Below are 25,284 nucleotides of genomic sequence, written 5' to 3'. Positions count from 1 at the left end.
GATACCGGGCCATCTTCATTCCATCATCCCCCGTCAGGCCCATCTGATCAGCCAGGCAGCTTGAAGTCGGCGACCGAGCGGCGCAGGTCGGCAGCCAGCTGCGCCAGGTGTCCGATCGATTCGGCCGTCTGGCCCGCGCCCCGCGAAGTCTGGGCGGAAATCTGGCGGACCACTTCCATGGTCTTGGTGATGTCGGCGGCCGCGCCGGCCTGCTGCTGGGCGGCGACCGAGATGTTCTTGATCAGCTCGTTCAGGGCGTTGGACACGCGCTCGATCTCGGTCAGCGCGGTACCGGCGTCCTCGGCCAGGCGGGCACCGGACACCACCTCGGCGGTGGTCTGCTCCATCGAGCTGACCGCCTCGTTGGTGTCGGCCTGGATCGCCTGGACCAGGCCTTCGATTCGCCGGGTCGCGTTGGAGGTGCGTTCCGCCAGGCGCTGCACTTCGTCCGCCACCACCGCGAAGCCGCGGCCCGTCTCGCCCGCCGCCGCCGCCTGCACGGCCGCGTTGAGCGCCAGGATGTTGGTCTGCTCGGAAATGTCGTTGATCAGTTCCACGATCGAGCCGATCTCCTGGGACGACTCGCCCAGGCGCTTGATGCGCTTGGAGGTCTCCTGGATCTGGTCGCGGATCTGGTCCATGCCGTTGATGGTCTCGCGCACCACGCCGGCGCCCTCGGCCGCGATGACCACCGAGCGCTGCGCCACTTCCGCCGATTCGGTGGAGTTGCGCGACACCTGCTCGATGCTGGCCGCGATTTCGGCGATGCGCTGGGAGGCGGCGTTGATCTGCTCGGCCTGGTGGTTGGACGCCTCGGCCAGCTGCAGCGCGGTGGCCTGGGTCTCCTGGGACGCGGCCGCGACCTGCACCGAGGTGTCGTTGATCGTGGTCACCAGGTTGCGCAGCTCGTCCACCGCGTAGTTGATCGCGTCCGCGATCGCGCCGGTCATGTCCTCGGTCACCGAGGCCTTCACCGTCAGGTCGCCTTCACCCAGCGAGCTGATTTCGTCCAGCAGCCGCATGATCGCCTGCTGGTTGCGGCTGTTGAACTCCACCTGGGCCTGGTAGCGCAGCTCCTGCTCGCGCTGGCGGTTGCGCACCGAGCTCCACACGAAGCCGATCAGCGACAGCAGCGCCAGCACGCCGGAAACCACGCCGATCCAGAAGTTCGGGAACACGCGGGTGTCGCGGGCCGAACCGAAGGCGGCGAACGCCTCGAACACGCGCTTGCTGTCCTCCAGCATCTGCGACGAGCCGGCCACCAGGCTGGCGGCCGCGGTCTGCGCGGCGAACAGGTTGCGCGAGCTGGCCAGGATCGCCTCGACGTCCTTGCGCATCTCGTTCCACTGTTCCTGCGACTGCTGCAGGGCGGCCTGGGCGGCGGGGTTGCGGACCTGGGCGATGCCCAGTTCCTCGTTGCCCTCCATCAGGCCGGTCAGCACCTGGGTGAACACCACCGCGTCGCGGGCCAGGGCGTCGCCGGCGGCGCTGGCGCCGGGACCGCCGGCGCGGATCTCGGTGACGCGGCGGGCCATGGTGCCGGCGACCACGACCTGCTGCAGGGCATTGAACACCTGCGCGGCGGGCGCGCCGCCGGCGGTCATCGCGCGCACCACCTCGTTCAGCTGCGCCTGCAGCTGCGGCACGCGGCCGACGAAGCGGTCGGCGTTGCCGGCCAGGGCCAGCACCGCCTCCTCGGACTCAAGGATCTGCGCCGATTGCTGGGCCAGCGGGTTCCAGGTGCGGCCCAGCTGCTGCAGCGGCGCGGCCACGCCCGGCTCGCCGCCGAAGCGCTGCTGCAGCCCGCTCACCGTGCTGACGATGCGGGTGCGGGTCTGGCGGAAGGCGGTGAACGCCTCGGCGTTGCCGCCGACCGCGTCGCGGCCCTGGTTGGCAAGCTGCTGCGAGAGCACCTGCAGGTCGGCCGCGCCGGTGCTGGCGCCGGCCAGCCGGCTGCCCTGGTAGGTCGCCACACCGGTGTTGGTGGCGAACACCACCACCGACAGCACCAGCAGGACCAGCCAGAACCCGGTGCTCACGCCACCCAGGCGGCTGGTCTTCGGGGATTCCGGTGCAGTGCTCATTCGCGTATTGCCTCGATCGGATTCTTGGAGGGGCCGCCGCTCACGCCGCGGCCTGCCTGAATTCAGGGGTACGGGCCAGCCTGGACAGGGAGAACACCGCCCAGTCCGCGCCCTCGCTGTGGAACGCGCGCTCGACGAAGTGGGCGTAGCGGCCGCGGGCCAGCGGCGCCGGGTCGATTGCCTGGTCCTCGCTGAAGGCGCGCTGGCCGTACAGCTCGTCGATGGTCAGCGCCACGTCGCCGCCCTGCTGGCGCATGACCAGCACGCGCTGGCCCTCGTGCAGGACGGTGCGCTCGCCTTCCAGGAACAGCTTCAGGTCGATGACCGGGAACAGGTTGCCGCGCAGGTTGCCGATGCCCAGCAGCCACGGCTGCGCGCCGGGGACGGGCGTCACCGGCGGCATCGGCATGATCTCGACCACCTCGCCGAACTGCGACACCAGCCGCTGCCGGCCGATGCGGTAGCCGACGCCGCGCCAGGTCTCCGGGCCCAGCTCGCGCGCCGGCAGCTGCACCGCGTGCGCCAGGCTGCGGCGCTCGTAGTCGGAAAGGATGTCGAACGGAGTGCGCATCAGGCCGCGCCCACCAGCTGGTTGATGCGCGCCATCAGGTCCTCTTCGCGCGGCGGCTTGACCACGTAGTCCACCGCGCCCTGGCGCATGGCCCAGGCGCGGTCGGTCTCCATGCTCTTGGTGCTGACGATCAGCACCGGGATCTTGCTGGTGGCCTCGTCGCGGCTGAGCGCGCGGGTGGCCTGGAAACCACTCATGCCCGGAAGCACCACGTCCATCAGGACGAGGTCGGGCAGCTGCTTGCGTGCCAGTTCAAGTCCGTCCTCGGCGTTGGTCGCGAACAGGACCTGGTGTCCGCCGCGCTCCAGCCACTGGGTGAAGACGGCACGATCGGTCGGCGAATCTTCGATCAGCAGGATTCGAGCCATGTTTTGCCTGCCCCCCGGTCAGGCGTTGACGTACGTACGGATTGCCCCGAGCAGTTCTTCCCGCGTGAATGGCTTGGTGAGGTATTGCTCGGAGCCGACGATGCGGCCGCGCGCCTTGTCGAACAGGCCGTCCTTGGAGGACAGCATGATGACCGGCGTCGACTTGAACTTCTGGTTGCCCTTGATCAGCGCGCAGGTCTGATAGCCGTCGAGCCGCGGCATCATGATGTCGACGAAGATGATCTGCGGCTGCTGGTCGGCGATCTTGGCCAGCGCCTCGAAGCCGTCGCTGGCCGTGACCACCTCGCAGCCCTCGCGCTTGAGCAGGGTCTCGGCGGTGCGGCGGATGGTCTTTGAGTCGTCGATGACCAGTACCCGCAGGCCACCCAATGCCCCGGCTGGGGCCGTGTTGTCAGTCATTACCCTGGTTCCCCTTGCGCGCGGCGCTTCTTCATTCCCGGCACCGCTGCTTGGGTGTCTATATCCCAGTACCGGGAAAACCTGTCAAGCCCGGCGTGGGTTTGTGCACCTGCGTCACCGGCGCGGCGCGACCGCCGGCACGCCGCGCGGGCCGGGGCCGCCCGGGCCGGTCGCGGCCGCGGACGATGGGCTAACATCACCGGCCTGCCTTCCCTACGTGTGCGGCCCGCCCCAATGCCCCTGGACGTCGTCGTGGTGATGGACCCGATCGGGTCGATCAAGATCGCCAAGGACACCACCTTCGCCATGCTCCTGGAGGCGCAGCGGCGCGGCCACCGCCTGCACTACGTCCGCCCCGGCGGGCTGGGCCTGCGCGACGGCCGCGCCGTGGCCACCGCCGCCCCGCTGCGGGTGCGCGACGACAAGGCCGGCTGGTACGAGCTGGGCGATTACGCCGAGCTGGCATTCGGCCCCGGCCAGGTGGTGCTGATGCGCAAGGACCCGCCGTTCGACGGCGAGTACCTCTATGACACCCACATCCTGGACATCGCCCGGGCGGCCGGGGCGGAGGTGGTGAACAACCCGCAGGGCCTGCGCGACTTCAACGAGAAGCTTGCCGCCCAGCTGTTCCCGCAGTGCTGCCCGCCGACCCGGATCAGCCGCGACCCGGCCGCGCTGAAGGCCTTCGCCGCCGAACACGGCCGGGTGGTGCTCAAGCCGCTGGACGGCATGGGCGGGCGCTCGATCTTCCTCAGCCAGGCCGGCGATCCCAACCTGAACGTGATCCTGGAGACGCTGACCGAGGGCGGGCGCAAGCTGGCCCTGGCCCAGCGCTACATCCCGGAGATCACCGACGGCGACAAGCGCATCCTGCTGATCGACGGGGTGCCGGTGGACTATTGCCTGGCGCGGATCCCGCAGGGCGACGAGTTCCGCGGCAACCTGGCCGCCGGCGGCCGCGGCGTGGGCCGCCCGCTGTCCGAGCGCGACCGCTGGATCGCCGCCCAGGTCGGCCCGGAGATGCGCCGCCGCGGCATGCGCTTCGTCGGCCTGGACGTGATCGGCGACTACCTGACCGAGGTCAACGTCACCAGCCCCACCTGCGTGCGCGAGCTGGACGCGCAGTTCGGCCTGAACATCGCCGGGCTGCTGTTCGACGCCATCGAGGCCGGGCCGGCGGCATGAGCACGGCCCAGGTGGCACCGCCGCGGATCGGGGAGCGGCAGCGCCTGAGCGCCACCCTGGTGCTGTCGGCGCTGGTCCACGGGATCCTGATCCTGGGCCTGGGCTTCGCCTTCCGCGGCGAGGCCCCGCTGGTGCCGACCCTGGACGTGATCTTCAGCAACACCAGCACCGAGCTGACCCCGGAACAGGCCGACTTCCTGGCCCAGGCCAACAACCGTGGTGGCGGCGAGCACGACCGTGCGCAGCGCCCGCGCGACAGCCAGGCCGGCGCGGTGCCACGGGCCGAGCCGGGCGAGGCGCCGCTGCCGCAGCAGCGCCAGGACCCGGCGCCGGCCCCGGAGACCCAGGCCCGGGTGGTGGCCAGCCGCCGCGGCGAGGACGCGGTGCCCGAGCCGCAGCCGCGCGAGCAGGCCGATACCCTGCACCCGGTCAGCCCGGCCAAGGCCGCGCGCGACGCGGAGATGGCGCGGCTGGCGGCCGAGGTCTACCTGCGCTCGGAGCTGTACGCCAAGCGCCCGACCCGCAAGTTCGTCTCCGCCAGCACCCGCGAGTACGCCTACGCCAACTACCTGCGCGCCTGGGTGGACCGCGCCGAGCGCATCGGCAACCTCAACTACCCGGACGAGGCCCGGCGCCGCCGCCTCGGCGGCCAGGTGGTGATCAGCGTCGGCGTGCGCCGCGACGGCACGGTGGAAAGCACCCGCATCCTGCGCTCCAGCGGCACCCCGCTGCTGGACGCCTCGGCCGAGCGCATCGTGCGCCTGGCCGAACCGTTCCCGCCGCTGCCGGACACCAATGACGGGGTCGACGTGCTGCACGTCACCCGCACCTGGGTGTTCAAGCCCGGCGGCGAGCTGCACACCGAGTAAGCCGCCACCCGCCCGCCAAGCGGGAAAACGCCGGCCCATGGCCGGCGTTCCCGGGTGCACCGCGGGGCGGGCGGCTCAGTCGCCCTGCCACTGCCCCAGCGCGGCCAGGCCATTGGCCCTGGCCCTGGCGTAGACCAGGTCCTGGGCCTTGCGCAGGTTGTTCTCCATGTCCCGCGCCCACAGCTGCAGCGCGGCCTGCTGCATGGCCCGGCCGTAGGAGAAGCTGAGGGTCCACGGGTTGGGGCCAAGCCGGTTCATCGCGTCCAGGTGCGCGGTGGCGCGCTCGTCGTCCTGGCCGCCGGACAGGAACACGATGCCCGGCAGGATCGCCGGCACCGTGGTCTTCAGGCACATCAGGGTGGACTCGGCCACTTCCTGCACGTCGGCCTGCTCCGGGCAGTCCTTGCCGGAAATGACCATCGAGGCCTTCAGGATCGTGCCTTCCAGCAGCACGTTCTGGTCGTACAGCGAGCCGAACAGGGAGCGCAGCACGGCCTCGGTGACCTCGTAGCAGGTCTCGATGTCGTGGCCGCCGTCCATCAGCACCTCCGGCTCGACCACCGGCACCAGGCCCTGCTCCTGGCACAGCGCCGCATAGCGCGCCAGGGCGTGGGCGTTGACGTCGATGCAGGTGCCGGTGGGGATGTCCTCGCCGATGGTGATCACCGCGCGCCACTTGGCGAAACGCGCGCCCAGCCGGTAGTACTCCTGCAGGCGCTCGCGCAGGCCGTCCAGGCCCTCGGTCACCAGCTCGCCGGGGTAGCCGGCCAGCGGCACGGTGCCCTTGTCGACCTTGATGCCCGGCAGGATGCCCTGCCCGGCCATGTACTGCGGGAACGGCACGCCGTCGCCGGTGGCCTGGCGGATGGTCTCGTCGTACAGGATCGCGCCGGAGATGTGCTCGGACAGCTTCGGCGTGGTGAGCAGCAGCTCGCGGTAGGCGCGGCGGTTCTCCCCGCTGTTGTCGATCCCGACCGCGGCGAAGCGCTTGCCGATGGTCGCGGTGGACTCGTCGATGGCGATGATGCCCTTGCCCGGGGCGACGAGCGCCTGCGCGGTTTCGGCCAGCTGTTCGATGCTCATGGGGGGTCCTGCGCGGGGGACGGGGGCCGTGAAGTATAGCCGCCGCCCTCGCCACGCCCCGTGCAGCCCGGCGCGCCGGCAAGGCCCGCAAACAGGACGGGCGCCCGCAGGCGCCCGTCCGTCGCGACAGGTTCCGGCCGACCCTTACAGGTCGCCCAGGCCGCTGGCGCGGCCGTCGGGCCCGACTTCCAGCAGGCGCAGGGTATTGGTCGCGCCGTGGGTTTCCATGTGCTCGCCGGAGGTGAACACCACGCGGTCGCCGCCGGCCAGCATGCCGGCGTCGACCAGCACGCGGATGCTGCCGCGCGCGGCCTCGCGCGGGGTCAGGCCGCGGCTGTCGAAGTTGATCGGGAACACGTCGCGCATCAGCGCCATGCGCCGGCGCGCGCCGTCGTGGCGGGTGATGGCGTAGATCGGGGCCTTGGCGCGGAAGCGCGACAGGTAGCGCGGGGTGCCGCCGGACTCGGTCATGGCCACGATCGCGCGCACGCCGATGTGCTCGGACAGGAACATGGTGGCCATGGCGATGGCCTGGTCGGCGCGCTCCAGGTTGCGCTGGGCCTTGCTGAAGTCGGTCTCGGTCTGGAACTGGCGCTCGGCGCCCAGGCAGATCCGGGCCATCGCCTCCACCGCCTTGACCGGGTAGGCACCGGCGGCGGTCTCGGCCGACAGCATCACCGCGTCGGTGCCGTCGATCACCGCGTTGGCCACGTCCAGCACCTCGGCGCGGGTCGGGATCGGGCTCTCGACCATCGACTGCAGCATCTGGGTGGCGGTGATCACCACGCGGTTGCGCGCCAGCGACTCGCGGATGATCTTCTTCTGCAGGCCCGGCAGCTCGGCGTCGCCGATCTCCACGCCCAGGTCGCCGCGGGCGACCATGACCACGTCGGAGGCCTCGATGATCTCGGCCAGGTTCTCGATCGCCTCGGTGCGCTCGATCTTGGACACCAGCGCCGCGTCGGAGCCGTGCTCGCGGGCGATGCGGCGGGCCTCGTTCATGTCCTCGGCGTTGCGGCAGAAGGACACGGCGATGAAGTCCACGCCGATCTTGGCGGCCACGCCGATCAGCTCGCGGTCGCGGTCGGTCAGCGCGCCCAGGGACAGGCCGCCACCCTGCTTGTTCAGGCCCTTGCGGTCGGACAGCACGCCGTCGTTGAGCACCGTGCAGACGATGCGGGTGCCCTGCACCTGCTCCACGCGCAGCTGCATCAGGCCGTCGTCCAGCAGCAGCACGTCGCCGGGCTTCACGTCGCCGGGCAGGCCCAGGTAGCTGACGCCGACCTGGGTGGCGTCGCCGGCCGGGAAGTCGGCCTCGGCCACCAGATCGAAGCGGTCGCCGGCCTTGAGGTTGACCTTGCCGGTGGCGAAGCGCTCGATGCGGATCTTCGGACCCGGCAGGTCGGCCAGGATGCCGACCTCGGCGCCGACCTTCTGCGCGGCGATGCGGACCTCGGCGGCGCGCTTGGCCTGGCCGGAGGGATCGCCGTGGGAGAAGTTCAGCCGCACGACGTTGACGCCCGCGCGGAACAGCGCCTCGAGGACCCCCGGCGGGTCGGTGGCCGGTCCGAGGGTGGCAAGGATCTTGGTGCGGCGCAGGCGGTCGGTCATCTTGGCAGGGGCTTCCGAAAAGGCAGGGAAAACTATCACAAAGGGCGCACCCGACGGCAGCGCTGTCAATGGCGCAAATACGCATGGGGCAAGGATTTCCCGGCGCATGTCACATACGCCGGAGAATGGGACGCAGCGTGTTGGTACCGCTACCATCCACAGCATCGCATAATCGGGGTGTACCCGCCCATCCCCGCCCCGCGGAGGAGCGGCACAACCGTTGCCCGATCCCAGGAAACGACATGACCAGCACCGACACCTCTTCCCCGTCCCGCCTGCAGCAGCTGCGCGAACTGTCCGTGGTGGTGGCCGACACCGGCGACTACGACGCCATCGCCCGGCTCAAGCCGGTGGACTGCACCACCAACCCCACCCTGGTGAAGAAGGCCCTGGACCTGCCGGTCTACGCCGGGCTGATCGAGCGCGAGCTGGAATGGGCCCGCGCCCAGGGCGCGCCCGGCAAGGCCGTGGTCGACGAGGTCGCCGACCGCCTGACCGTGGGCGTGGGCGCGATGCTCAGCGAGCTGATCCCGGGCCGGGTCTCGACCGAGGTCGACGCCGACCTGGCGCACGACACCGCCGCCACCGTGGCCAAGGCGCGCAAGTTCATCCAGATGTATGCCGAGCGCGGCATCCCGCGCGAGAAGGTGCTGATCAAGGTCGCCGCCACCTGGGAAGGCGTGGAGGCCGCGCGCCAGCTGCAGGCCGAGGGCATCGACTGCAACCTGACCCTGATCTTCAACCCGACCCAGGCCCTGGCCTGCGCCGAGGCCGGCGCGTTCCTGATCTCGCCCTTCGTCGGCCGCATCCTCGACTGGTACAAGGCCCGCGGCCAGGTGCCGGCGAGCATCGACGAGGACCCGGGCGTGAAGTTCGTGCGCGGCGTGTACAACGAGTTCAAGAAGCGCGGCCACGCCACCGTGGTGATGGGCGCCTCGTTCCGCTCGGTGGACCAGGTGCTGGCCCTGGCCGGCTGCGACCGCCTGACCATCTCGCCGGACCTGCTCGAGCAGCTGGCCAGTTCCACCGGCGTGGTGGAGCGCAAGCTGTCGCCGCTGCCGCGCGAGGACCGCGCCGTGGCCCCGGTCACCGCCGAGAGCTTCGCCGCCGACCTGGCCGCCGATGCCATGGCCTCGGAGAAGCTGGCCGAAGGCATCGCCGCCTTCGCCAAGGACCTGGACGCCCTGCGCGCCGACATCGGCGCCCGCCTGGGCGCCTGATCCCCACGGCGGCCCTGCCGCCCCCGGCCCGAACCGGAAAGGCCGCCCCAGGGCGGCCTTTTTCCTTGGGTGCATCGGGCTGCACGACCGCGGTGGCGCCACGGAGGCACGGCCGGTCGGAGCCGCGCCTGGACGCCGCGCCATGCCCATGCCCGCCCGGAACGGCAGCCCCTCCCAAGCCGGCTGCCCGCGCTTGCCGTCGTCCGCGGGCGGCACCGCTCAGATCGGGCAGGACACTCCCGTCCCGCCCAGCCCGCAATAACCGTTCGGGTTCTTGGACAGGTACTGCTGGTGCAGGTCCTCGGCGTAGTAGAACGGCGGCGCCGGGTACAGCAGCTCGGTGGTGACCGGCGGATAGCCGGCTGCCGCCAGCGACGCCTGGTAGGCCTCGAGGCTGGCCTGCGCCGCCGCGTGCTGGGCGGCGGTATGGCTGTGGATGGCCGAGCGGTACTGGGTGCCGACGTCGTTGCCCTGGCGCATGCCCTGGGTCGGGTCGTGGCTTTCCCAGAACAGCTTCAGCAAGTTGGCGAAGTCCACCCGGGCCGGGTCGTAGACCACCCGCACCACCTCGGCATGCCCGGTGCGGCCGGAGCAGACCTCCTCGTAGGTGGGGTTGGGCGTGCCGCCGCCGGCATAGCCGACCGCGGTGGTGAACACCCCCGGCACCTGCCAGAACTTGCGCTCGGCGCCCCAGAAGCAGCCCATGCCGAACTCCACCTGCTCCATGCCGGGGAATTCGCCGCGCAGCGGGCGGCCGTGGACGTGGTGGACGTTGTGCAACGGCAGCGGGTCCGGGCGGCCCGGCAGCAGGTCCTCCGGGCGCGGCATGCGTTGCTTCCAGGCACCGATGCCAAGCAGGGATTCCAGGCTCATGGGGTCTCCTTCAGGCCGGCAGCAGGCCGGGGTCGGCCTCCGGGATGGGGTCCTCCGGGTCGGCCCGCAAGCCGGCGGCGCGCAACGCTGCATCGGCCAGGGGCAGCGAGGAGTCGGGCACGCATACCCGCAGCACCCCGAACAGGGGCAGCTCCCCGGCCGCGCCCAGCAGGTTCTCGCCGAAGACGAAGGCCGGGATCCCGGCGTCCTCCAGCACGTGCCGGGCCAGGTGGGCGTCGATCAGGTTATGGGCGCGGTAGGCGACCTGCATGGGGGCTCCCGGGGGATGGGCTGGCCCCGAGCATACGCCCGGCCGGTCCGGCGGCCCTGAACGGCCGCGGCACCGCGGCCCGGGGACCGCGGTGCTCGGCTAAACTTGCGGTTTGCCTTCGCAGCCCCCGCCACGATGTCCGAAGCCACCACGCCCGCCACCGAAGCCGTTCCCGAGAAGCGCGACTTCATCCGCCAGATCGTCCGCGAGGACCTGGCCAGCGGCAAGCACACCGCGATCAAGACCCGCTTCCCGCCCGAGCCCAACGGCTACCTGCACATCGGCCATGCCAAGGCGATCTGCCTGGACTTCGGCATCGCCGCCGAGTTCGGCGGGCGCTGCAACCTGCGCTTCGACGACACCAACCCGGCCAAGGAAGACCCCGAGTTCGTGCGTGCCATCCAGGACGACGTGCGCTGGCTGGGCTTCGAATGGGCCAGCCTGCGCCATGCCTCGGACTACTTCGAGGTCTACTACCTGGCCGCGGAGAAGCTGATCAAGGACGGCAAGGCCTACGTCTGCGACCTGTCGCCGGAGGAAGTGCGCGCCTACCGCGGCACCCTGACCGAGCCGGGCCGCGAGTCGCCGTACCGCAACCGCAGCGTCGAGGAGAACCTGGACCTGTTCCGGCGCATGCGCGCCGGCGAGTTCCCGGACGGCAGCCGCACCCTGCGCGCCAGGATCGACATGGCCAGCGGCAACATCAACATGCGCGACCCGGCGCTGTACCGGATCAAGCACGTCGAACACCAGAACACCGGCAACGCCTGGCCGATCTACCCGATGTACGACTTCGCCCATTCCCTGGGCGACGCCATCGAGGGCATCACCCACTCCCTGTGCACCCTGGAGTTCGAGGACCACCGTCCGCTGTACGACTGGTGCGTGGACAACGTCGACCTGGCCGGGCACCCGGAGCTGCTGGAGCCGCTGAAGGCCAAGGGCCTGCCGATCGAGGCCGCCAAGCCGCGCCAGATCGAGTTCTCGCGCCTGAACATCAACTACACGGTGATGAGCAAGCGCAAGCTGACCCAGCTGGTCGCCGAAGGCCTGGTCGACGGCTGGGACGACCCGCGCATGTACACCCTGCAGGGACTGCGCCGGCGCGGGTACACCCCGGCCGCGCTGCGCCTGCTGGTGGACCGCGTCGGCATCTCCAAGCAGAACTCGGTGATCGACTTCTCGGTGCTCGAAGGCTGCCTGCGCGAGGACCTGGACGCCACCGCGCCGCGGCGCATGGCGGTGATCGACCCGCTGAAGCTGGTGCTGACCAACCTGGCGGAAGACCACGAGGAGTCGCTCAGCTTCCCGAACCACCCGAAGGACGAGGCGCTGGGCCAGCGCCAGGTGCCGTTCTCGCGCGAGCTGTGGATCGAGCGCGAGGACTTCGCCGAGGTCCCGCCCAAGGGCTGGAAGCGCCTGGTCCCCGGCGGCGAGGCCCGCCTGCGCGGCGCCGGCATCGTGCGCATCGACGAAGTGGTCAAGGACGAGGCGGGCAACGTGATCGAGCTGCGCGGCTGGCTGGACCCGGAATCGCGCCCGGGCATGGAAGGCGCCAATCGCAAGGTCAAGGGCACCATCCACTGGGTCTCGGCCAGGCATGCCGTGGCCGCGGAGATCCGCCTGTACGACCGCCTGTTCCTGGTCGAGAAGCCGGACGACGAATCCGACGGCAAGACCTACCGCGACCACCTCAACCCGGACTCGAAGAAGATCGTCCGCGGCTGGGTGGAACCGGCCGCCGCCGGGGCTGCGCCGGAGCAGTCGTTCCAGTTCGAGCGCACCGGCTACTTCGTCGCCGACCGCTACGACCACCGCGCCGACGCGCCGGTGTTCAACCGCAGCGTGACCCTGCGCGACACCTGGGCCGGCTGACCCACCCCTGACCCGTCGCGTGGCCGGCCGCGGCCGGCCACGCCCGATCCGCGATGTCGCCACCTGCCCCCCATCCGCGCACGCCCCCGGGCCTGGCCGGGGGCGTGGCCAGCGGCGTGGCCGCCGGCGCGCTGTGGGGCCTGGTGTTCCTGGCGCCGCAGCTGCTGCCGGACTTCGGCGCGCTGCAGCAGTCGGTGGCGCGCTACCTGGCCTACGGCGTGCTCGCCCTGGCCCTGCTCGTACCGCGATGGCGCCACGCCACCGCGCCGCTGGGCAAGGCGGAATGGCGCGCGCTGGTCGCGCTGAGCCTGCTGGGCAACCTCCTCTATTTCGTGCTGCTGGCCAGCGCCATCCACGCCGCCGGCGGCGCCGCGACCGCGCTGATCGTGGGCCTGGTGCCGGTGGTGGTCACCGTGGCCGGCGTGCGCCGCCACCATGCGAGCGGCCCGCGCCTGCGCGCGCTGGCCGGCCCCTGCGTGCTGTCGGTGCTGGGCATGGCCCTGGTGGCCGTCGATGCGGTGCGCGCCGGACGCGGGCTCAGCAGCGATGCCGCCAGCAGCATCGGCGGGCTGGCCTGCGCGGTCGGCGCGCTGGTGTCGTGGTCGGCGTACTCGGTCGGCAACGCACGCTGGCTGGAGCGGCGTCCGGACATCTCCAGCCGCGACTGGTCGCTGCTGACCGGCGTGGCCACCGGCGGCCTGGCCCTGCTGCTGGCGCCGCTGGCGCTGCTGTGGGATGCATCCGCGCACGAGCCGGGCGCCTGGCTGCGCCTGCTGGGAATCTCCTCCGCGCTGGCCCTGTTCGCCTCGGTGGTCGGCAACGCGTTCTGGAACGCGGCCAGCCGCCGCCTGCCACTGAGCCTGGCCGGGCAGATGATCGTGTTCGAAACCCTGTTCGCCCTGCTCTACGGCTTCCTGTGGGAATGGCGCCTGCCCGGGCTGCTGGAAATCGCGGCCATCGCCTGCCTGCTGGGCGGGGTGCTGTGGTGCGCGGCGCTGCACGCACCGGCGCAGGCGCCCGCGCACGCCGGTTAGCCGCGGCCGGGGGCGGCCGATACACTGCACGATTCCCCCGTACTTCCCAGGAACACCATGCTGCACGCCCAGGTCCACCTCACCCTCCCGGTCTGGATCCACGAGGCCGTCGATCCGGCCGCCGTCTATGCCACGGACGAGGACAAGGTGGCGCTGGCGATCGAGCTGTCGCGCCGCAACGTCCAGGCGCGCAGCGGCGGTCCGTTCGGCGCGGTGGTGTTCGGGCCGGATCACCGGGTGATCGCGGCCGGCGTGAACCGCGTGGTGCCGCACACCACCTCGCTGGCGCATGCCGAGAACATGGCCTACATGCTGGCGCAGCAGAAGCTGCAGACCCCGCGCCTCAACGACGTGCTCTCGCCGGTGACCCTGGCCACCTCCTCGCAGCCGTGCTGCCAGTGCTACGGCGCCACCATCTGGGCCGGGATCGACCGCCTGCTGATCGGCGCCCGCGCCGAGGACGTGATGGAACTGACCGAGTTCGACGAGGGCCCGCTGCCGGCGGACTGGACCGGCGAGCTGGAGCGCCGCGGCATCGCGGTGGCGCGCGACATCCTGCGCGGGCAGGCCCGCGAGGTGTTGCGCGCCTACGGCGAGAGCGGCGGCGACAAGTACTGATGCGATCCACGCAGATGCCGGAGGCCACCCGATGAACGGACTGCTCGGCTACTGCCGCCAGGGCTTCGAGCCGGAACTGGCCGCCGAGCTGGGCGAGCGTGCCGCGGCCGCCGGCATCCCCGGCTACGCCCGCGCCAGCCGCGACGACGGCTACGTGCTGTTCGTCACCGGCGACGCGGCCGACGCGCGCGCGCTGGAGCGCGCCCTGCCGTTCCGCGAGCTGGTGTTCGCGCGGCAGAAGCTGCGCCTGCTGGCCGAGCTGCGCGGGATCGATCCGAAGGACCGGCTGGCGCCGCTGCTGGCGGCGTTGCCGGAGGGCCTGCGCGTGGGCGATGCCTGGGTCGAGCATCCGGATTCGGACGCCGGCAAGCCGCTCTCCGGCCTGGCACGCAGCTTCGGCAACGCGCTACGCCCGGCGCTGCGCAAGGCCGGCGTGCTCGGCGCGAAGGAAGACCCGCGCCTGCCGCGTCTGCACGTGTGCTTCCTGGCCGGCGACCACCTGCTGCTGGCCCTGGCCGACCCGCGCGACAGCGCGCCCTGGCCGCTGGGCATCCCGCGGCTGAAGCTGCATCCGGAAGCGCCCTCGCGCTCGGCGCTGAAGCTGGAGGAGGCCTTTCTGGTCCTGCTGGGCGAAAGCGAGCGCGAGCGCCTGCTGCGTCCCGGCATGACCGCGGCCGACCTCGGCGCCGCGCCCGGCGGCTGGACCTGGGTACTCACCCGCCACCACCTGCGCGTGACCTCGGTCGACAACGGCCCGCTGCGCCAGCACGTGCTGGACACCGGCCTGGTCGAGCACCTGCGCGCCGACGGCTTCCACTGGAAACCGGCCCAGCCGCTGGACTGGATGGTGTGCGACATGGTCGAGCAGCCCAGCCGGGTGGCCGCGCGCATGGCGCAGTGGTTCGCCGAAGGCTGGTGCCGGCAGGCGGTGTTCAACCTCAAGCTGCCGATGAAGAAGCGCTGGCAGGAAACCCGGCTGTGCCTGGACCTGTTCGCGGCCCAGGCCGGACGCCCGCTCACCATCCGCGCGCGCCAGCTGTACCACGACCGCGAGGAGATCACGGTCCTGGCGATGCCCGCCGGCTGAGCCGGCGGCCCGTGCCCGCCGCCATCCGTGGCGGCCGGCCCCGGGGTCTTTCTTATTCGCCGGTCGCGTAGGGCGAACGCAGCGGCTGCGGCTGGCGCCCGAGCGAACCGCCGTAGCGGTCCAGCAGGAAGCGCAGGTACAGGTTGGTGCCGAACTGCTGGTAGTCGCGGGCGTTGTTGAGGTCCATGCGTCCGCCCAGGAACAGCTGCCGCGACAGCTGCCATTCCGCCGCCGCGCTGAGGTTGTAGGACACCCCGGTCTTGCTCTGGCCCGCGTACACCGGCTCGAGGTACTGCGGGGTCAGGCCCAGCAGCGCGGCTAGCGAGGCGGCCTCGTAGGCGGCGGCCTGCAGCTGCGGATCGTCCGGGAAGTACGGTGCCGGATCGACCCGGAAGTGCTGCACGCCGACGCTGGCGTCCACCTGCCAGGCCAGGCGCTGGCTGGCGCTGCGCCCCGTCCAGTGCGCCGGGAAGCCGAGGTCGAAGTACGACTGCGGGCTGAAGTAGCCGCCGTGGCCGTAGGTGAAGCCGCTGAGGTTGCGGTCGTGGCGCATGGCGGTGAGGTTGAGGCCGGCGGTCAGCGACTGGTTGTCGGTCTCCAGCGCGTGCACGTAAACGCCCACGCTGGCCTCCTGGCGGTCGTTGCCGGCCACGTTCTCGCCTTCCAGCCGGTGCCAGGCGAAATTGCCATAGGTGCCCAGCAGGCCGTTGTCCATGGTCGCCTCGACCTTGGCGCCGGTGGCGGTCACTCCGCCCCACTGCATGCCGGTGCGCGGATCCTCCACGCCGGCGAAGGACAGCAGGCTGTCGGTCAGCGGCCGGCGCGAGGTCTCCACGCCCCAGCTCACGGTCTCGCCGGCCTGGCCGCGGTACGCCACGCCGCCGACCACCTGCGACTGGCGGAAGCCCAGCGGCGTGCTGCCGATGTCCAGGCGCAGGCCGCCGTGTTGGTAGGCGACCGCCACGCCCGCGCCGCTGGCGTCCTGGGCGCCCACCGGGCGCGCGCTGGCGGCGTTGGCGACCATCGCGTACAGCGTGTCCTGGAACGCCAGCGGGGTCTGGGTCGCGCTGGAACCGCGCGCCAGCCCCTGCAGCTGCGCCTGCTGCTCGGCGGTGAGGCCGCGCGCCAGGGTGGCGTTGCCGAGGATCTGCGCGGCGATGTCGCCGATCGGCAGGTTGCCCAGGTCGCGCGAGAGCACGTAGGCCGGCAGCGGATCCTGGTACAGCGCCTGCAGCGCCGCGGCGCGGCGCTCGGCCGCGGTCAGGGCGCCGTCGGTCTGGTTGTACAGCTCCTGGTAGCGGCCGCTGGCCAGCGCGGTGTCGTAGATCAGGTTGCGGGTGGCGTTGGTGTCGCCGCGGGTCAGCAGCAGCTGGTACAGGCTGGAGCCGACCAGCTTGTCCACCGGCTCGCGGTCGGCGGCCAGGGCCCCGGCCAGCGCCGCCTGCGGGCCGCCGCCGAAGCGGCTGGCCACCCCGTACCCGGCATCCATGCTGCCGGCGTCGAGGATGGTCGGGGTGACCGCCACCTGCAGCTTGCCCTCGCCCACGGCGAAGCGGCCCTGCAGCGGCACCTGCAGGTCGTCCAGCCGGCCCAGGCCGGCCTCGCCGTCGCGGCTGCGGTAGGCCGCGGCCACGCCCAGCTGGCTGCTGTTCTGGCCCTGCAGTTCGCGCAGCTCGTCCAGCACCGGGTTCAGGCTGGCGCGCTGCGCGCGCGGCGGGGCCGCCAGGGCCGGCTGCGGCGCGCTGGCCACGGCCGTGCCCGGCACCGGCAGGGCCAGGGCCGGCTGCGCTGGCGCCTGCGGGACGACCGCCTGCAGCGCGGCCGGCGGCGGCAGGTCGGTGCCGCGCGTGGGCAGCGGATCCGGCGCGAACCCGGTGGTGGCCGCCGGCGGCGGCAGCGCGCCGTTGGCGGCCGGCAGCATCGCCACCGGTGCCGGCGCCGCCGCGGCCGGCGTGGCCAGCGGATCGAAGCGCTCGCCGCGCAACGCCCTGCCACGGGCCTGGCCGCCGGTCAGGCCGGCGAACGGGTTGAAGGCACGGCCGCCGCTGCCGGCCAGCGCGGTGCTGGCCGCCGGATAGCCGTGGTCGGCCTGCCCGGCCTCGCGCGCCTGCGCGGCCAGGGCAGCACGGAAATAGCGCTCGGCCTTGCGGTTCTGCCCGGCGGCGCGGTACGCGCGGCCGGCGCCGGCCAGCACCTCCGGCGACTGCGGCTGGCGCGCCAGCGCCTGGCCCAGGTAGTACTCGGCGGTGTCCAGGTCGCGCAGGGCGGCGGCGCTGCCGGCGGCGGCAACCATCGCGTCGACGTCGTCCGGGGCCAGCTGCAGCTGCTGCTGGTACAGCGCCAGGGCCTGGCGGTGGTCGCCGGCGGCCGCGTACAGCCGCGCCAGCGCGGCCACGGTGCGCGGATCCTGCGGCTGTTCGGCCAGGACCGGGGCCAGGGTCTCGTAGGCCGCCTCGAGGTTGCCCATCTCGCGCAGCGCGTCCACCTGGCGCAGCACGTAGCCGGTGCGCAGGTCGCGGTAGCGCGCGGCCTGGGCCGGGGTCATCGGCGCCTCGTCGAGCTTGCGCAGCAGCGCCGCCAGTTCGGCGTCCTGGCCGGCGCGCAGCAGCACCGCGGCGTATTGCAGGCGTTCCTCGGTGCCGGCGTCGGGACCGGACAGCAAGCGCTGCGCCAGCACCAAGGCGCGCTGGCGGCTGCCGATCCGGGCATAGGCCTCGGCCAGCGCGCCGGCGGCATCCGCGCGCTGCAGGCGGTCGCCCAGCGAGGCCTCGACCCGCGCCAGCAGCAGCTGCGCCTCGCCGGTGCGCTGCTGCGCCGCCAGCTGCCGCGCGCGCGCGGCCTGCACGTGGATCCAGGCCACGTCGTGCAGCGCCGCCATCGCGCCGTCGCGCGAGCCGGCGGGGATGCGCTCGAGGGTGGCGTAGACCGCGTTCCAGTCGCCCTGCTCCTGGGCGTAGACCGCCGCCGCATGCAGCGCCTGCGGGGAATCGTCCAGGGCCAGCAGGCCTTCCATGATCGCCCGCGCCTGGTCGGGGCGGCCGCCGCGCTGGTACAGGCGCGCCAGCTCCAGCCGCAGCCAGGGATCGCGGCCCTGCTCCAGCAACGCGTCTTCCAGTTCGATCCGGGCCGCGTCAAGGTCACCGGCGGCCAGCGCCTCCTGGGCGCGGGCGCGGGCCAGCGCCGCGCGCAGCGCGCCGGCGCCGCCGGCCTGCTCGCGCTGGGCCGGGGTCAGGCGTTCGTACAGCGCCGCGGCCTCGGCGGCGCGGCCCTGGCGGCCAAGCAGGCCGACCAGGCCCTGCAGCGCGCCGGCGTTGGCCGGATCCAGTTCCAGCGCCTTGCGGTAGCCGGCTTCGGCCGCGGCCGGATCGGTGCCCTCCTGCAGCTGCGCCAGCAGCACGTGGCCGGCCGGTTCGCGCGGCATCGTCCGCACCGCCGCGGACACCCGGGCGATGGCGTCGGGCCCGCCGTTGCGGGCCTCCTGCAAGGCCTGCCAGTACTGCGCGGTGTCCGCCGCCTGCTGCCACTTGCGGTTGGCCGCCGCGGCCGGGCGCAGCAGCTCGCCGGCCTCGGCGAAGCGCTGCTGGCGCAGGCGCACCGAGCCCAGCCCGCCGAGCGCCTCCGGATCGCGCGGGCGCGCACGCAGCACCTGGGCGAAGCGCGCCTCGGCCACCGCGTCGTTGCCCTCCTCCAGCGCGCGGAAACCCTCGCCCAGCAGGCGCTGGTTGGGGTCCTGCTGCGCCGCCGCGCCCTGGCCGCGCAGCTGCGCGGCCTTGGCCGCGACCTCGCGGTCGTTCGGCTGCAGCTTGAGGAATTCCTCGTACAGCGCGGCGTCGCCGCGGCTGGCGTTGAGCCACAGCAGGGCCTGGCGCCAGGCCGCGCGCGCCGGGCCACCGACGTCCTCGCGCGAAGCCAGCGCGCGCAGGCGCGTGATGCCCTCGCGCCGGGTCGGCTCGCGGTAGGTCAGGACCTGGCCCAGGGCCAGCGACACCGCCGGCGCCGGGTTGTTGCCGGCCAGCCGGCGCAGGCCATCGCGCGCGCGCTCCCAGCCGTCAGGGGTGCCGGCCAGCACCTGGTAGTACTCCAGCGCCAGGTCGTCCGGCGGCGCGGCGTTGCCGAAGGCCTGGTCGTAGGCATGCACTGCCTCGGCGTAGCGGCCGGCGGCGGCGGCGCGGCGCGCGGCCTGCAGCTGGCTGGTGCCGCCGCCCCCGCCACCCAGGGCCATGCGCAGGCGCGTGGTCTGCGGCGCGTCCGGATGCGCCGACTGCAGCTGCGCCAGGCGCCGCTGCGCCTCGGCGCGGCGGCCCTGGTTGAGGTCGATCAGGCCCAGGCCCAGCAGTGCGTCCGGCTGGTTGGGGTCGACCGCCAGCAGCTTGCGCCAGGCATCGGCGGCCAGGTCCTCGCGGCCCTGGTCGAGCCAATAGTTGCCCTGGTTGACCAGCTGCTGGGTGGCCGAGGGCGACTGCGCCGCCAGCGGCGCGACCAGCACCGACAGGCCCAGCAGGCAGAGCGGTTTCAGCGTTTGGCGGAACATGGCGTACTCCAGGCGGGTTGCAGGCGCCCGTCGGCGGCGATGCGGTAGCGGCGATCGACCCAGCCCTTGCCGAACAGCACCAGGCAGCGGTCGTAGTAAGGCAGCGAATCGGCGGCTGCACCGGAGGCAGGCACCAGCGTAGCCTGGGCGCGGACCAGGGCGCCCTGGCCGTGCGCGGCCAGGTACGGCAGCAGCGCGGCGGCGAAACCCGGCGGCGGCGTGCCGATGCCGACGCCGTTGCGCACGTCCACCTTCTCGGCGAACGCGCCCTGCGCGCGCAGCATGCGCAGCGGCCCGGACAGCGCTTCCAGCAGCGGCTTGCGCAGCGGATCGGCCGGATGGGTGATGCCGGCCCACAGGTAGGTGCGGATGGCGTCGTAGCTGCCCATCGGCCCCTTGTCCGGATCGGTGACGAAGGCGCGCCCGTTCCAGCGGATCCAGTCCGGGGCGAAGCCGTTGGGCGCGGCCCGGCGCAGCAGGGCCACGCTGCGCTCGGCCAGCTTCGCCCACGGTCCCTTGGGGTCGGCCAGGGCGAAGCGGCGGAACGCGAACAGCGGCAGGTAGCAGGGATTGAGGGTCCAGGAGTCGCCGTGGGCAAAACCGCGGTTGCCCGGCAGCAGCATGGTGCCGAAACCGGGCAGGTCCACCACCTCGGCCTTGCGCATCAGCGCCAGCACCTGGCGCCCGGCCGCGGTGAAGCCCGGGCGGTTCCACAGGCGCCCGGCCTCGAGCAGGGCGTAGGCGATCCACAGCTCGCCGTCGGCGGCGGTGTTGGGGTCCAGCACCCGCCAGCTGCCGTCGCCCGCCCGCCCCCACAGCCAGGCCGGCAGGTTGAGGTCGGCGCGGCCGCCGCTGAGGTGGCGGCGGGTCCAGGCCAGGATCCGCTCGAACAGCAGCTGGTCGTTGTCGACCAGGGCGAAGAACAGGCCGTAGGACTGCGATTCGGAGGTGCTGCGCAGGTCGGGATTGGCGAAGTCCACCACCCGCCCGTCCTGCTCGACGTGGCGGGCGACGAACGCCTGCCATTCCCGCCACGGCCCCGGGCAGGCCGGGGCCGGGGCCGGGGTGGCGGCGCGCAGGCGCGCCGGCAGCGCGCCGGCGCCAGCCGCGGCCAGCAGCGCGCGCAGGGCGTGGCGGCGGACCGGATCCGGCCCGTGGCTGGCGTGCTCCATCAAGCCCCCGACTTCAGCCGGGCGGCGGCACGGCGCCGCAGCAGCCCGCGCGCGAGCAGCGCCAGCAGCAGGCTGCCCGCGCACACCAGCACCGCCAGCCACAACGGGTGGTTGGCGAAGAACCAGCGCATCGCCGTCAGCGGCGGCAGGCGGCCGACGTGGTAGGTCTGGTTGCCGGCCAGGCTCACCAGCCTGTCCCGCTGCAGCAGGACCACGCTGCCCTGGAACAGGGCCAGCTTCTGCGGGTCGAACCAGGCCTCGAACAGGCGCGTGGCCTGCGCCGGGTCGTCGGCCATCAGCGCGACCACGCTGCGGCGCGCGCGCAGCGGCGACTCGAAGCCCATCAGCACCACGTCGCCGGCCTCCGGGCGCACCGCCACCTCGGCGGTGGTCGGCAGGTCGGTGCGGCGCGCGTCCGGCGAGAGGAACGGCAGCTTGCGCCCGATCCAGTCGCTCAGCGCGAAGCGCCGGTCCTCGCCCTGCCCGCCCACCGGCAGGTGCGCGGCCCAGCGCTCGAACAGCGGCTGGTTGCGGCGCGAACCCAGCACCAGCAGGTCGCGCCCGGCGTGCTGCTCGACCTGGGCGGCGGAGACCACGCGCGCGCGCAGCGCCGGGTAGCCGGTGGAGGCACCCATGCGCCCGAACAGGGCCAGGGCATTGGCCACGTCGTCGGCGCCGGGGTTGTCCGGCATCACCAGCGCGGTCTCGGCCAGGTCGGCCAGGCGGGTGAACGGGAAGCCGGCGTTGCCGAACGCCGCCAGGTTGGGCATGGCGATGAAGTGGGCGAAGCCGCTGACGTCGATGGTCGAATCGCCATCGATCGCCGCCGACACGTCGGGGAAGGTGTTCTTGCAGGCCTCCGCCACCGGACGGTCGAAGAAGAAGTGGAAGCGCAGCTGGCTGCTGGCCGAGAACGGGCCGGTCGGCAACCGCAGCGGCTGCTCGATCGGCATGCGGCCCTTCGGCGCGACCTGGTGCCACAGCTGCACCGGCAACGCCCGCCCGCGCGGCCGCCCGTCCAGCGGCAGGGTGGCGACGAAGGCGTCGTTGATGCTGACGTTCAGCGCCGAGCGGTTCGCGCCCTCGGGCAGGGTGTAGCGGTAGCGCAGGTTCACCGGGATGCCTTCGCTCTCCCACACGAACAGGTCCGGGGCCAGGCGCAGGCCGATCCGGACCAGGTCCGGGTGGTAGCCGCGCACGTTGAGCGCGGCCGTGTCCGGCACCAGTTCGTCGAAGCGCACCGGGCGGTCGCCGGGCAGCCAGGCCGGCGCGTCGTAGGGCTTGCGCGGCGCGGCCTCGCGGAAGTCGCGGACCAGCGCACGCTCGCCCGCCAGCGGGGTGCCCAGCGCCAGCGCGCTGGCGGCGGTGCGCAGCTCGTCCTCGTCGCGGCCCAGCACCAGCAGCAGCTTGGCGTTGGGGTCCTGCGGGTGGGTGGCGACGGCCAGGGTCGGGCCCTCGACCTCCGGCAGCTCCACGCCCGGCGGCGGGTTGCGCGGGGTGCCGAACAGCACCGCGTGGCCCTGGGCCGGCAACATGCCGGTGTAGGCGGGGAACAGCGCGCCGCGGTAGCCGGCCAGGGCGCCGAACCAGGACGCGGTGATGCCGGCCGCCTGCAGGGTGGCGCTGGACGGCTGCCCGGCGAACACGAACGGCAGCTCCAGGCGCGCGGTGTCGCGCGGGTCGAAGAACGGCAGCGGCAGCAGCGACAGGTCGTCGGCCAGCTGCAGCGGCGCCCAGGCCAGCTCGATGTAGCTGCCGCGGTCGATGTTGGCCCACAGGCTGGTGTGGTCCGGGTCCTCGCAGTCGCGGGTGTAGTGGCCGATCAGCTGCAGGTTGATCCAGTTGTGGTCCACGAACAGGCGCGGGTCCAGCTCGATGTCGCGCTCCAGGTCGCGGCCGCCGTCCTCGGCGGGCACCGGCACGGTGGCCGCGGTGACGCCGTTGACCGTGACCTTCAGGTGCGACAGGTCCGGCAGCAGCGCCGGCGAATAGCTGTACTTCAGGTGCAGGGTGGCGCGCTGGACCACCTGGTCGCTGCGCACCGGAAACGGCACGCCGGCGGTGCCCTCGATGCCGCGCAGGGTGATCTCGTAGTCCACGCCCAGCTGGCGCAGGGTGGCGCGGCTCTGGCGCAGCTCCTGGCCCTGCGGCGCGGCGGCGGCCGGGTCCTGGGCATGGGCCAGTCCGAACAGGAAGGCGAAGGCGAAGGCGGCCGGGATTCTCAGGCGCATGCGGGCGGTGGTGGTCTGGGTGGAGGGTCGGTGGCGGGGGTTCATGCCTTCTCCCCCGCGCGCGGGCCGCGGAAGCCTTCGCGGCTGCTGCTGGCCACGTGCCGGCCCAGCGCCACGAAGCCGCGCATGCTGGCGCGCAGCACGCCGCCCAGCGAACCGAGGAAGGTGTCGCGGTCGTGGCGGCCCCACTGCGAGAGCCACAGGTCGGCGCGGGCGAAGGTGGAGGCCACCAGCCAGCGCTCCTGCTCCAGGTCCAGCTCGCGGAACTCGATGCTCAGGCCGTGCTCGTCGCGGTCCTGGCGCACCACCGCCGGCAGGCTGCAGCTGCGGCCGCGGTGGCCCAGCTCGACCTGGACCTCGGTGCCCGGGGCCAGCGGGTGCGGCGCGTCCGGGCGCAGGGCCATGCCGCCGGTGGAGAAGTCGATGGTGTGGCAGGGCACGCTGGTGCCGTCCGGCAGGTGCAGCAGCGCCGGCATGCGCAGCGGCACGCGGTGTGCGCGGCGGATCTGGCGCTGCTCGCTGCAGGTGGCGATGGTCGCGCCGAGGATCATCATGTTGTAGGCGGTCCAGCCGAGGTTGAGCCACAGCGTCTGCACCTCGCCCTCGGAGCCGCCGAACACCAGCCGCAGGATGCCGGCGGCCATGCCGGTGAGGTTGAGCACCAGCAGGAACAGGTAGGGCTTGGCGATCTGGGTGTCGAAGTAGCTGCGCTGCACCAGGCCACCCTTGGCGGTGACGTTGAACTTGCCCAGCTTCGGGTTGATCACCGCCATGGTGGTCGGCAGCAGGATGTACCAGGCGAGGGTGGTCTCGTAGACCTCGTTCCACAGCAGGCTGCGGTAGTGGCCCTGCACCCGCAGGTTGGTCAGGCCCGACTGCACGATGTGCGGCAGCGCGTAGGCCAGGATCATCAGCGCCGAGGCGTGGATCACGTGCGCGCCGAACAGCAGGAAGGCCAGCGGCGCGGTGAGGAAGATGATCCGCGGCAGGCCGTAGAAGAAGTGCAGCATCGCGTTGGTGTAGCAGATGCGCTGGGCGAAGCTCAGGCCGCGGGCGAACAGCGGGTTGTCGACCCGGAAGATCTGGGCCATGCCGCGCGCCCAGCGGATGCGCTGGCCCACGTGCGCCGACAGGCTCTCGGTGGCCAGGCCGGCGGCCTGCGGGATCGGCAGGTAGGCGCTGCCGTAGCCGCGCTGGTGCAGGCGGATGGCGGTATGCGCGTCCTCGGTCACGGTCTCCACCGCCACGCCGCCGACCTCTTCCAGCGGGCCGCGCCGGATCACCGCGCAGGAGCCGCAGAAGAAGGTCGCGTTCCAGGCGTCGTTGCCGTCCTGGAGCAGGCCGTAGAACAGGTGGCCCTCGTTGGGCACCTTGCCGAAGGTGCCGAGGTTGCGCTCGAACGGATCGGGCGAGAAGAAGTAGTGCGGGGTCTGCACCACCGCCAGCTTCGGGTCGCGCACCAGCCAGCCCATCGCCACCTGCAGGAACGAGCGCGAGGGCATGTGGTCGCAGTCGAAGATGGCGACGAATTCGCCGGAGGTCTTCTTCAGCGCGGCGTTGATGTTGCCGGCCTTGGCGTGGCTGTTGTTGGTGCGGGTCAGGTAGTGCACGCCGGCCTGCTCGCAGAATTCGCGCAGCTCGTCGCGGCGGCCGTCGTCGAGCACGTAGACGTTGAGCTTGTCCTCCGGCCAGTCCAGCACCGAGGCCGCCAGCACGGTGGTGCGCACCACCGCCAGCGGCTCGTTGTAGGTGGGGATGAACACGTCGACCGTGGGCCACTGCGACTGGTCCTGGGGCAGCGGCACCGGCCTGCGGTTGAGCGGCCAGGCGACCTGGAAGTAGCCCAGTACCAGCACCAGGAAGGCGTACAGCTCGGCCACCAGCAGGCCGCTGCCCAGCACCAGGTCCAGGGGGGTCCCCACGTCCATGGTCCGGGTCAGGCGCCACCAGATGTAGCGGGTGGACATGGCCAGCGACAGGCCCATCAGCGCCAGCACCACCAGCCGGCTGGAACTGCGCCGCAGCAGCAGCGCGGCGACGAACACCGCCGCCGACAGCACGAACTGCTGCTTCACGTCCAGCGGCACGCTGGCCACGAAGCCGACCAGCGCCAGCCCGGCGACCCACAGCGCGGCGGTCGCCAGCTTGCCGCCCACGACGCTTCCCTCCCGCTTGTCCCCC

19 protein-coding genes are annotated in these 25,284 nt (G+C 72.6%); 7 read left to right on the top strand and 12 right to left on the bottom strand.

Annotation, left to right across the window (positions count from 1 at the left end; all coding sequences use genetic code 11):
* Window positions 1-47 precede the first annotated feature (47 nt).
* Genes EIM48_RS07755 through pilG form a run of 4 tightly spaced genes read right to left on the bottom strand, consistent with a single transcriptional unit; the run spans window position 48 to window position 3,443 of the window.
* On the bottom strand, window positions 48-2,084 hold the full coding sequence (locus tag EIM48_RS07755; protein ID WP_125111427.1) for a methyl-accepting chemotaxis protein: 2,037 nt from the start codon (window positions 2,082-2,084) through the stop codon (window positions 48-50).
* Window positions 2,085-2,124: 40 nt separating this feature from the next.
* Complete coding sequence (locus tag EIM48_RS07750; RefSeq protein WP_019398632.1) at window positions 2,125-2,655, bottom strand: chemotaxis protein CheW; 531 nt, start codon at window positions 2,653-2,655, stop codon at window positions 2,125-2,127.
* On the bottom strand, window positions 2,655-3,023 hold the full coding sequence (locus EIM48_RS07745; RefSeq protein ID WP_028915670.1) for a response regulator: 369 nt from the start codon (window positions 3,021-3,023) through the stop codon (window positions 2,655-2,657). Before EIM48_RS07745 ends, EIM48_RS07750 begins: the two co-directional genes overlap by 1 nt.
* 18 nt (window positions 3,024-3,041) lie before the next feature.
* Complete coding sequence (gene pilG, locus EIM48_RS07740; RefSeq protein ID WP_013536059.1) at window positions 3,042-3,443, bottom strand: twitching motility response regulator PilG; 402 nt, start codon at window positions 3,441-3,443, stop codon at window positions 3,042-3,044.
* A 234-nt stretch (window positions 3,444-3,677) separates the two neighbouring features.
* Here pilG and gshB point away from each other — a divergent pair, with 234 nt between their 5' ends.
* Together gshB and EIM48_RS07730 are read left to right on the top strand one after the other, a co-directional pair.
* Entirely contained in the window at window positions 3,678-4,628 is a 951-nt protein-coding gene (gshB, locus tag EIM48_RS07735; protein WP_125076678.1) for a glutathione synthase, read from the top strand.
* A complete protein-coding gene (locus EIM48_RS07730; RefSeq protein WP_028915671.1) occupies window positions 4,625-5,497 on the top strand; it encodes an energy transducer TonB in 873 nt (290 codons plus the stop codon). The genes gshB and EIM48_RS07730 overlap by 4 nt, the downstream gene beginning before the upstream one ends.
* Before the next feature lie 75 nt (window positions 5,498-5,572).
* Here EIM48_RS07730 and EIM48_RS07725 read toward each other — a convergent pair whose 3' ends face one another.
* Window positions 5,573-6,580 (bottom strand): class I fructose-bisphosphate aldolase, encoded by a 1,008-nt coding sequence (locus EIM48_RS07725; RefSeq protein ID WP_028915672.1) that lies wholly within the window; start codon window positions 6,578-6,580, stop codon window positions 5,573-5,575.
* Between the two features lie 144 nt (window positions 6,581-6,724).
* Window positions 6,725-8,191 carry a pyruvate kinase gene (gene pyk / locus EIM48_RS07720; RefSeq protein WP_019398638.1) on the bottom strand — a complete coding sequence of 489 codons (1,467 nt, stop codon included), beginning with the start codon at window positions 8,189-8,191 and terminating at the stop codon, window positions 6,725-6,727.
* Between the two features lie 242 nt (window positions 8,192-8,433).
* Between pyk and EIM48_RS07715 the strand changes: the two genes are divergently transcribed.
* Window positions 8,434-9,411 carry a transaldolase gene (locus EIM48_RS07715; protein ID WP_019398639.1) on the top strand — a complete coding sequence of 326 codons (978 nt, stop codon included), beginning with the start codon at window positions 8,434-8,436 and terminating at the stop codon, window positions 9,409-9,411.
* A 219-nt stretch (window positions 9,412-9,630) separates the two neighbouring features.
* Here the strand turns inward: EIM48_RS07715 and msrA are convergent, their stop codons facing one another.
* The gene (msrA, locus tag EIM48_RS07710) at window positions 9,631-10,269 is read right to left on the bottom strand and encodes a peptide-methionine (S)-S-oxide reductase MsrA (RefSeq protein WP_026010520.1); all 639 of its coding nucleotides are present in this window, start codon (window positions 10,267-10,269) and stop codon (window positions 9,631-9,633) included.
* Between the two features lie 25 nt (window positions 10,270-10,294).
* Window positions 10,295-10,555, bottom strand: a complete 261-nt coding sequence (locus EIM48_RS07705; RefSeq protein ID WP_019398641.1) for a DUF2007 domain-containing protein — start codon at window positions 10,553-10,555, stop codon at window positions 10,295-10,297.
* A gap of 135 nt (window positions 10,556-10,690) precedes the next feature.
* On the opposite strand from EIM48_RS07705, the gene EIM48_RS07700 reads away from it, so the two are divergent.
* Genes EIM48_RS07700 through rlmM form a run of 4 tightly spaced genes read left to right on the top strand, consistent with a single transcriptional unit; the run spans window position 10,691 to window position 15,169 of the window.
* Window positions 10,691-12,430 carry a glutamine--tRNA ligase/YqeY domain fusion protein gene (locus EIM48_RS07700; protein WP_125111426.1) on the top strand — a complete coding sequence of 580 codons (1,740 nt, stop codon included), beginning with the start codon at window positions 10,691-10,693 and terminating at the stop codon, window positions 12,428-12,430.
* A 53-nt stretch (window positions 12,431-12,483) separates the two neighbouring features.
* On the top strand, window positions 12,484-13,464 hold the full coding sequence (locus EIM48_RS07695) for a DMT family transporter (protein ID WP_125111425.1): 981 nt from the start codon (window positions 12,484-12,486) through the stop codon (window positions 13,462-13,464).
* Between the two features lie 57 nt (window positions 13,465-13,521).
* Window positions 13,522-14,082 carry a nucleoside deaminase gene (locus tag EIM48_RS07690; protein WP_125076673.1) on the top strand — a complete coding sequence of 187 codons (561 nt, stop codon included), beginning with the start codon at window positions 13,522-13,524 and terminating at the stop codon, window positions 14,080-14,082.
* Between the two features lie 31 nt (window positions 14,083-14,113).
* Complete coding sequence (rlmM, locus tag EIM48_RS07685) at window positions 14,114-15,169, top strand: 23S rRNA (cytidine(2498)-2'-O)-methyltransferase RlmM (protein WP_125108793.1); 1,056 nt, start codon at window positions 14,114-14,116, stop codon at window positions 15,167-15,169.
* 52 nt (window positions 15,170-15,221) lie between these two features.
* Here rlmM and EIM48_RS07680 read toward each other — a convergent pair whose 3' ends face one another.
* The 4 genes from EIM48_RS07680 to bcsA are packed head-to-tail and all read right to left on the bottom strand — an operon-like array spanning window position 15,222 to window position 25,259.
* Window positions 15,222-19,700, bottom strand: a complete 4,479-nt coding sequence (locus tag EIM48_RS07680) for a cellulose biosynthesis protein BcsC (protein WP_125111424.1) — start codon at window positions 19,698-19,700, stop codon at window positions 15,222-15,224.
* Window positions 19,682-20,872 (bottom strand): cellulose synthase complex periplasmic endoglucanase BcsZ, encoded by a 1,191-nt coding sequence (gene bcsZ, locus EIM48_RS07675; protein WP_125111423.1) that lies wholly within the window; start codon window positions 20,870-20,872, stop codon window positions 19,682-19,684. The genes EIM48_RS07680 and bcsZ overlap by 19 nt, the downstream gene beginning before the upstream one ends.
* A complete protein-coding gene (gene bcsB, locus EIM48_RS07670) occupies window positions 20,872-23,148 on the bottom strand; it encodes a cellulose biosynthesis cyclic di-GMP-binding regulatory protein BcsB (protein ID WP_125111422.1) in 2,277 nt (758 codons plus the stop codon). Before bcsB ends, bcsZ begins: the two co-directional genes overlap by 1 nt.
* The gene (bcsA, locus tag EIM48_RS07665) at window positions 23,145-25,259 is read right to left on the bottom strand and encodes a UDP-forming cellulose synthase catalytic subunit (RefSeq protein WP_232207935.1); all 2,115 of its coding nucleotides are present in this window, start codon (window positions 25,257-25,259) and stop codon (window positions 23,145-23,147) included. Before bcsA ends, bcsB begins: the two co-directional genes overlap by 4 nt.
* Window positions 25,260-25,284: the final 25 nt, after the last annotated feature.

This window comes from Pseudoxanthomonas sp. SGNA-20 (assembly GCF_003931635.1).
In the GTDB taxonomy this organism is placed as follows: Bacteria; Pseudomonadota; Gammaproteobacteria; order Xanthomonadales; family Xanthomonadaceae; genus Pseudoxanthomonas.
This window is presented reverse-complemented; position numbering and strand designations above follow the sequence as displayed.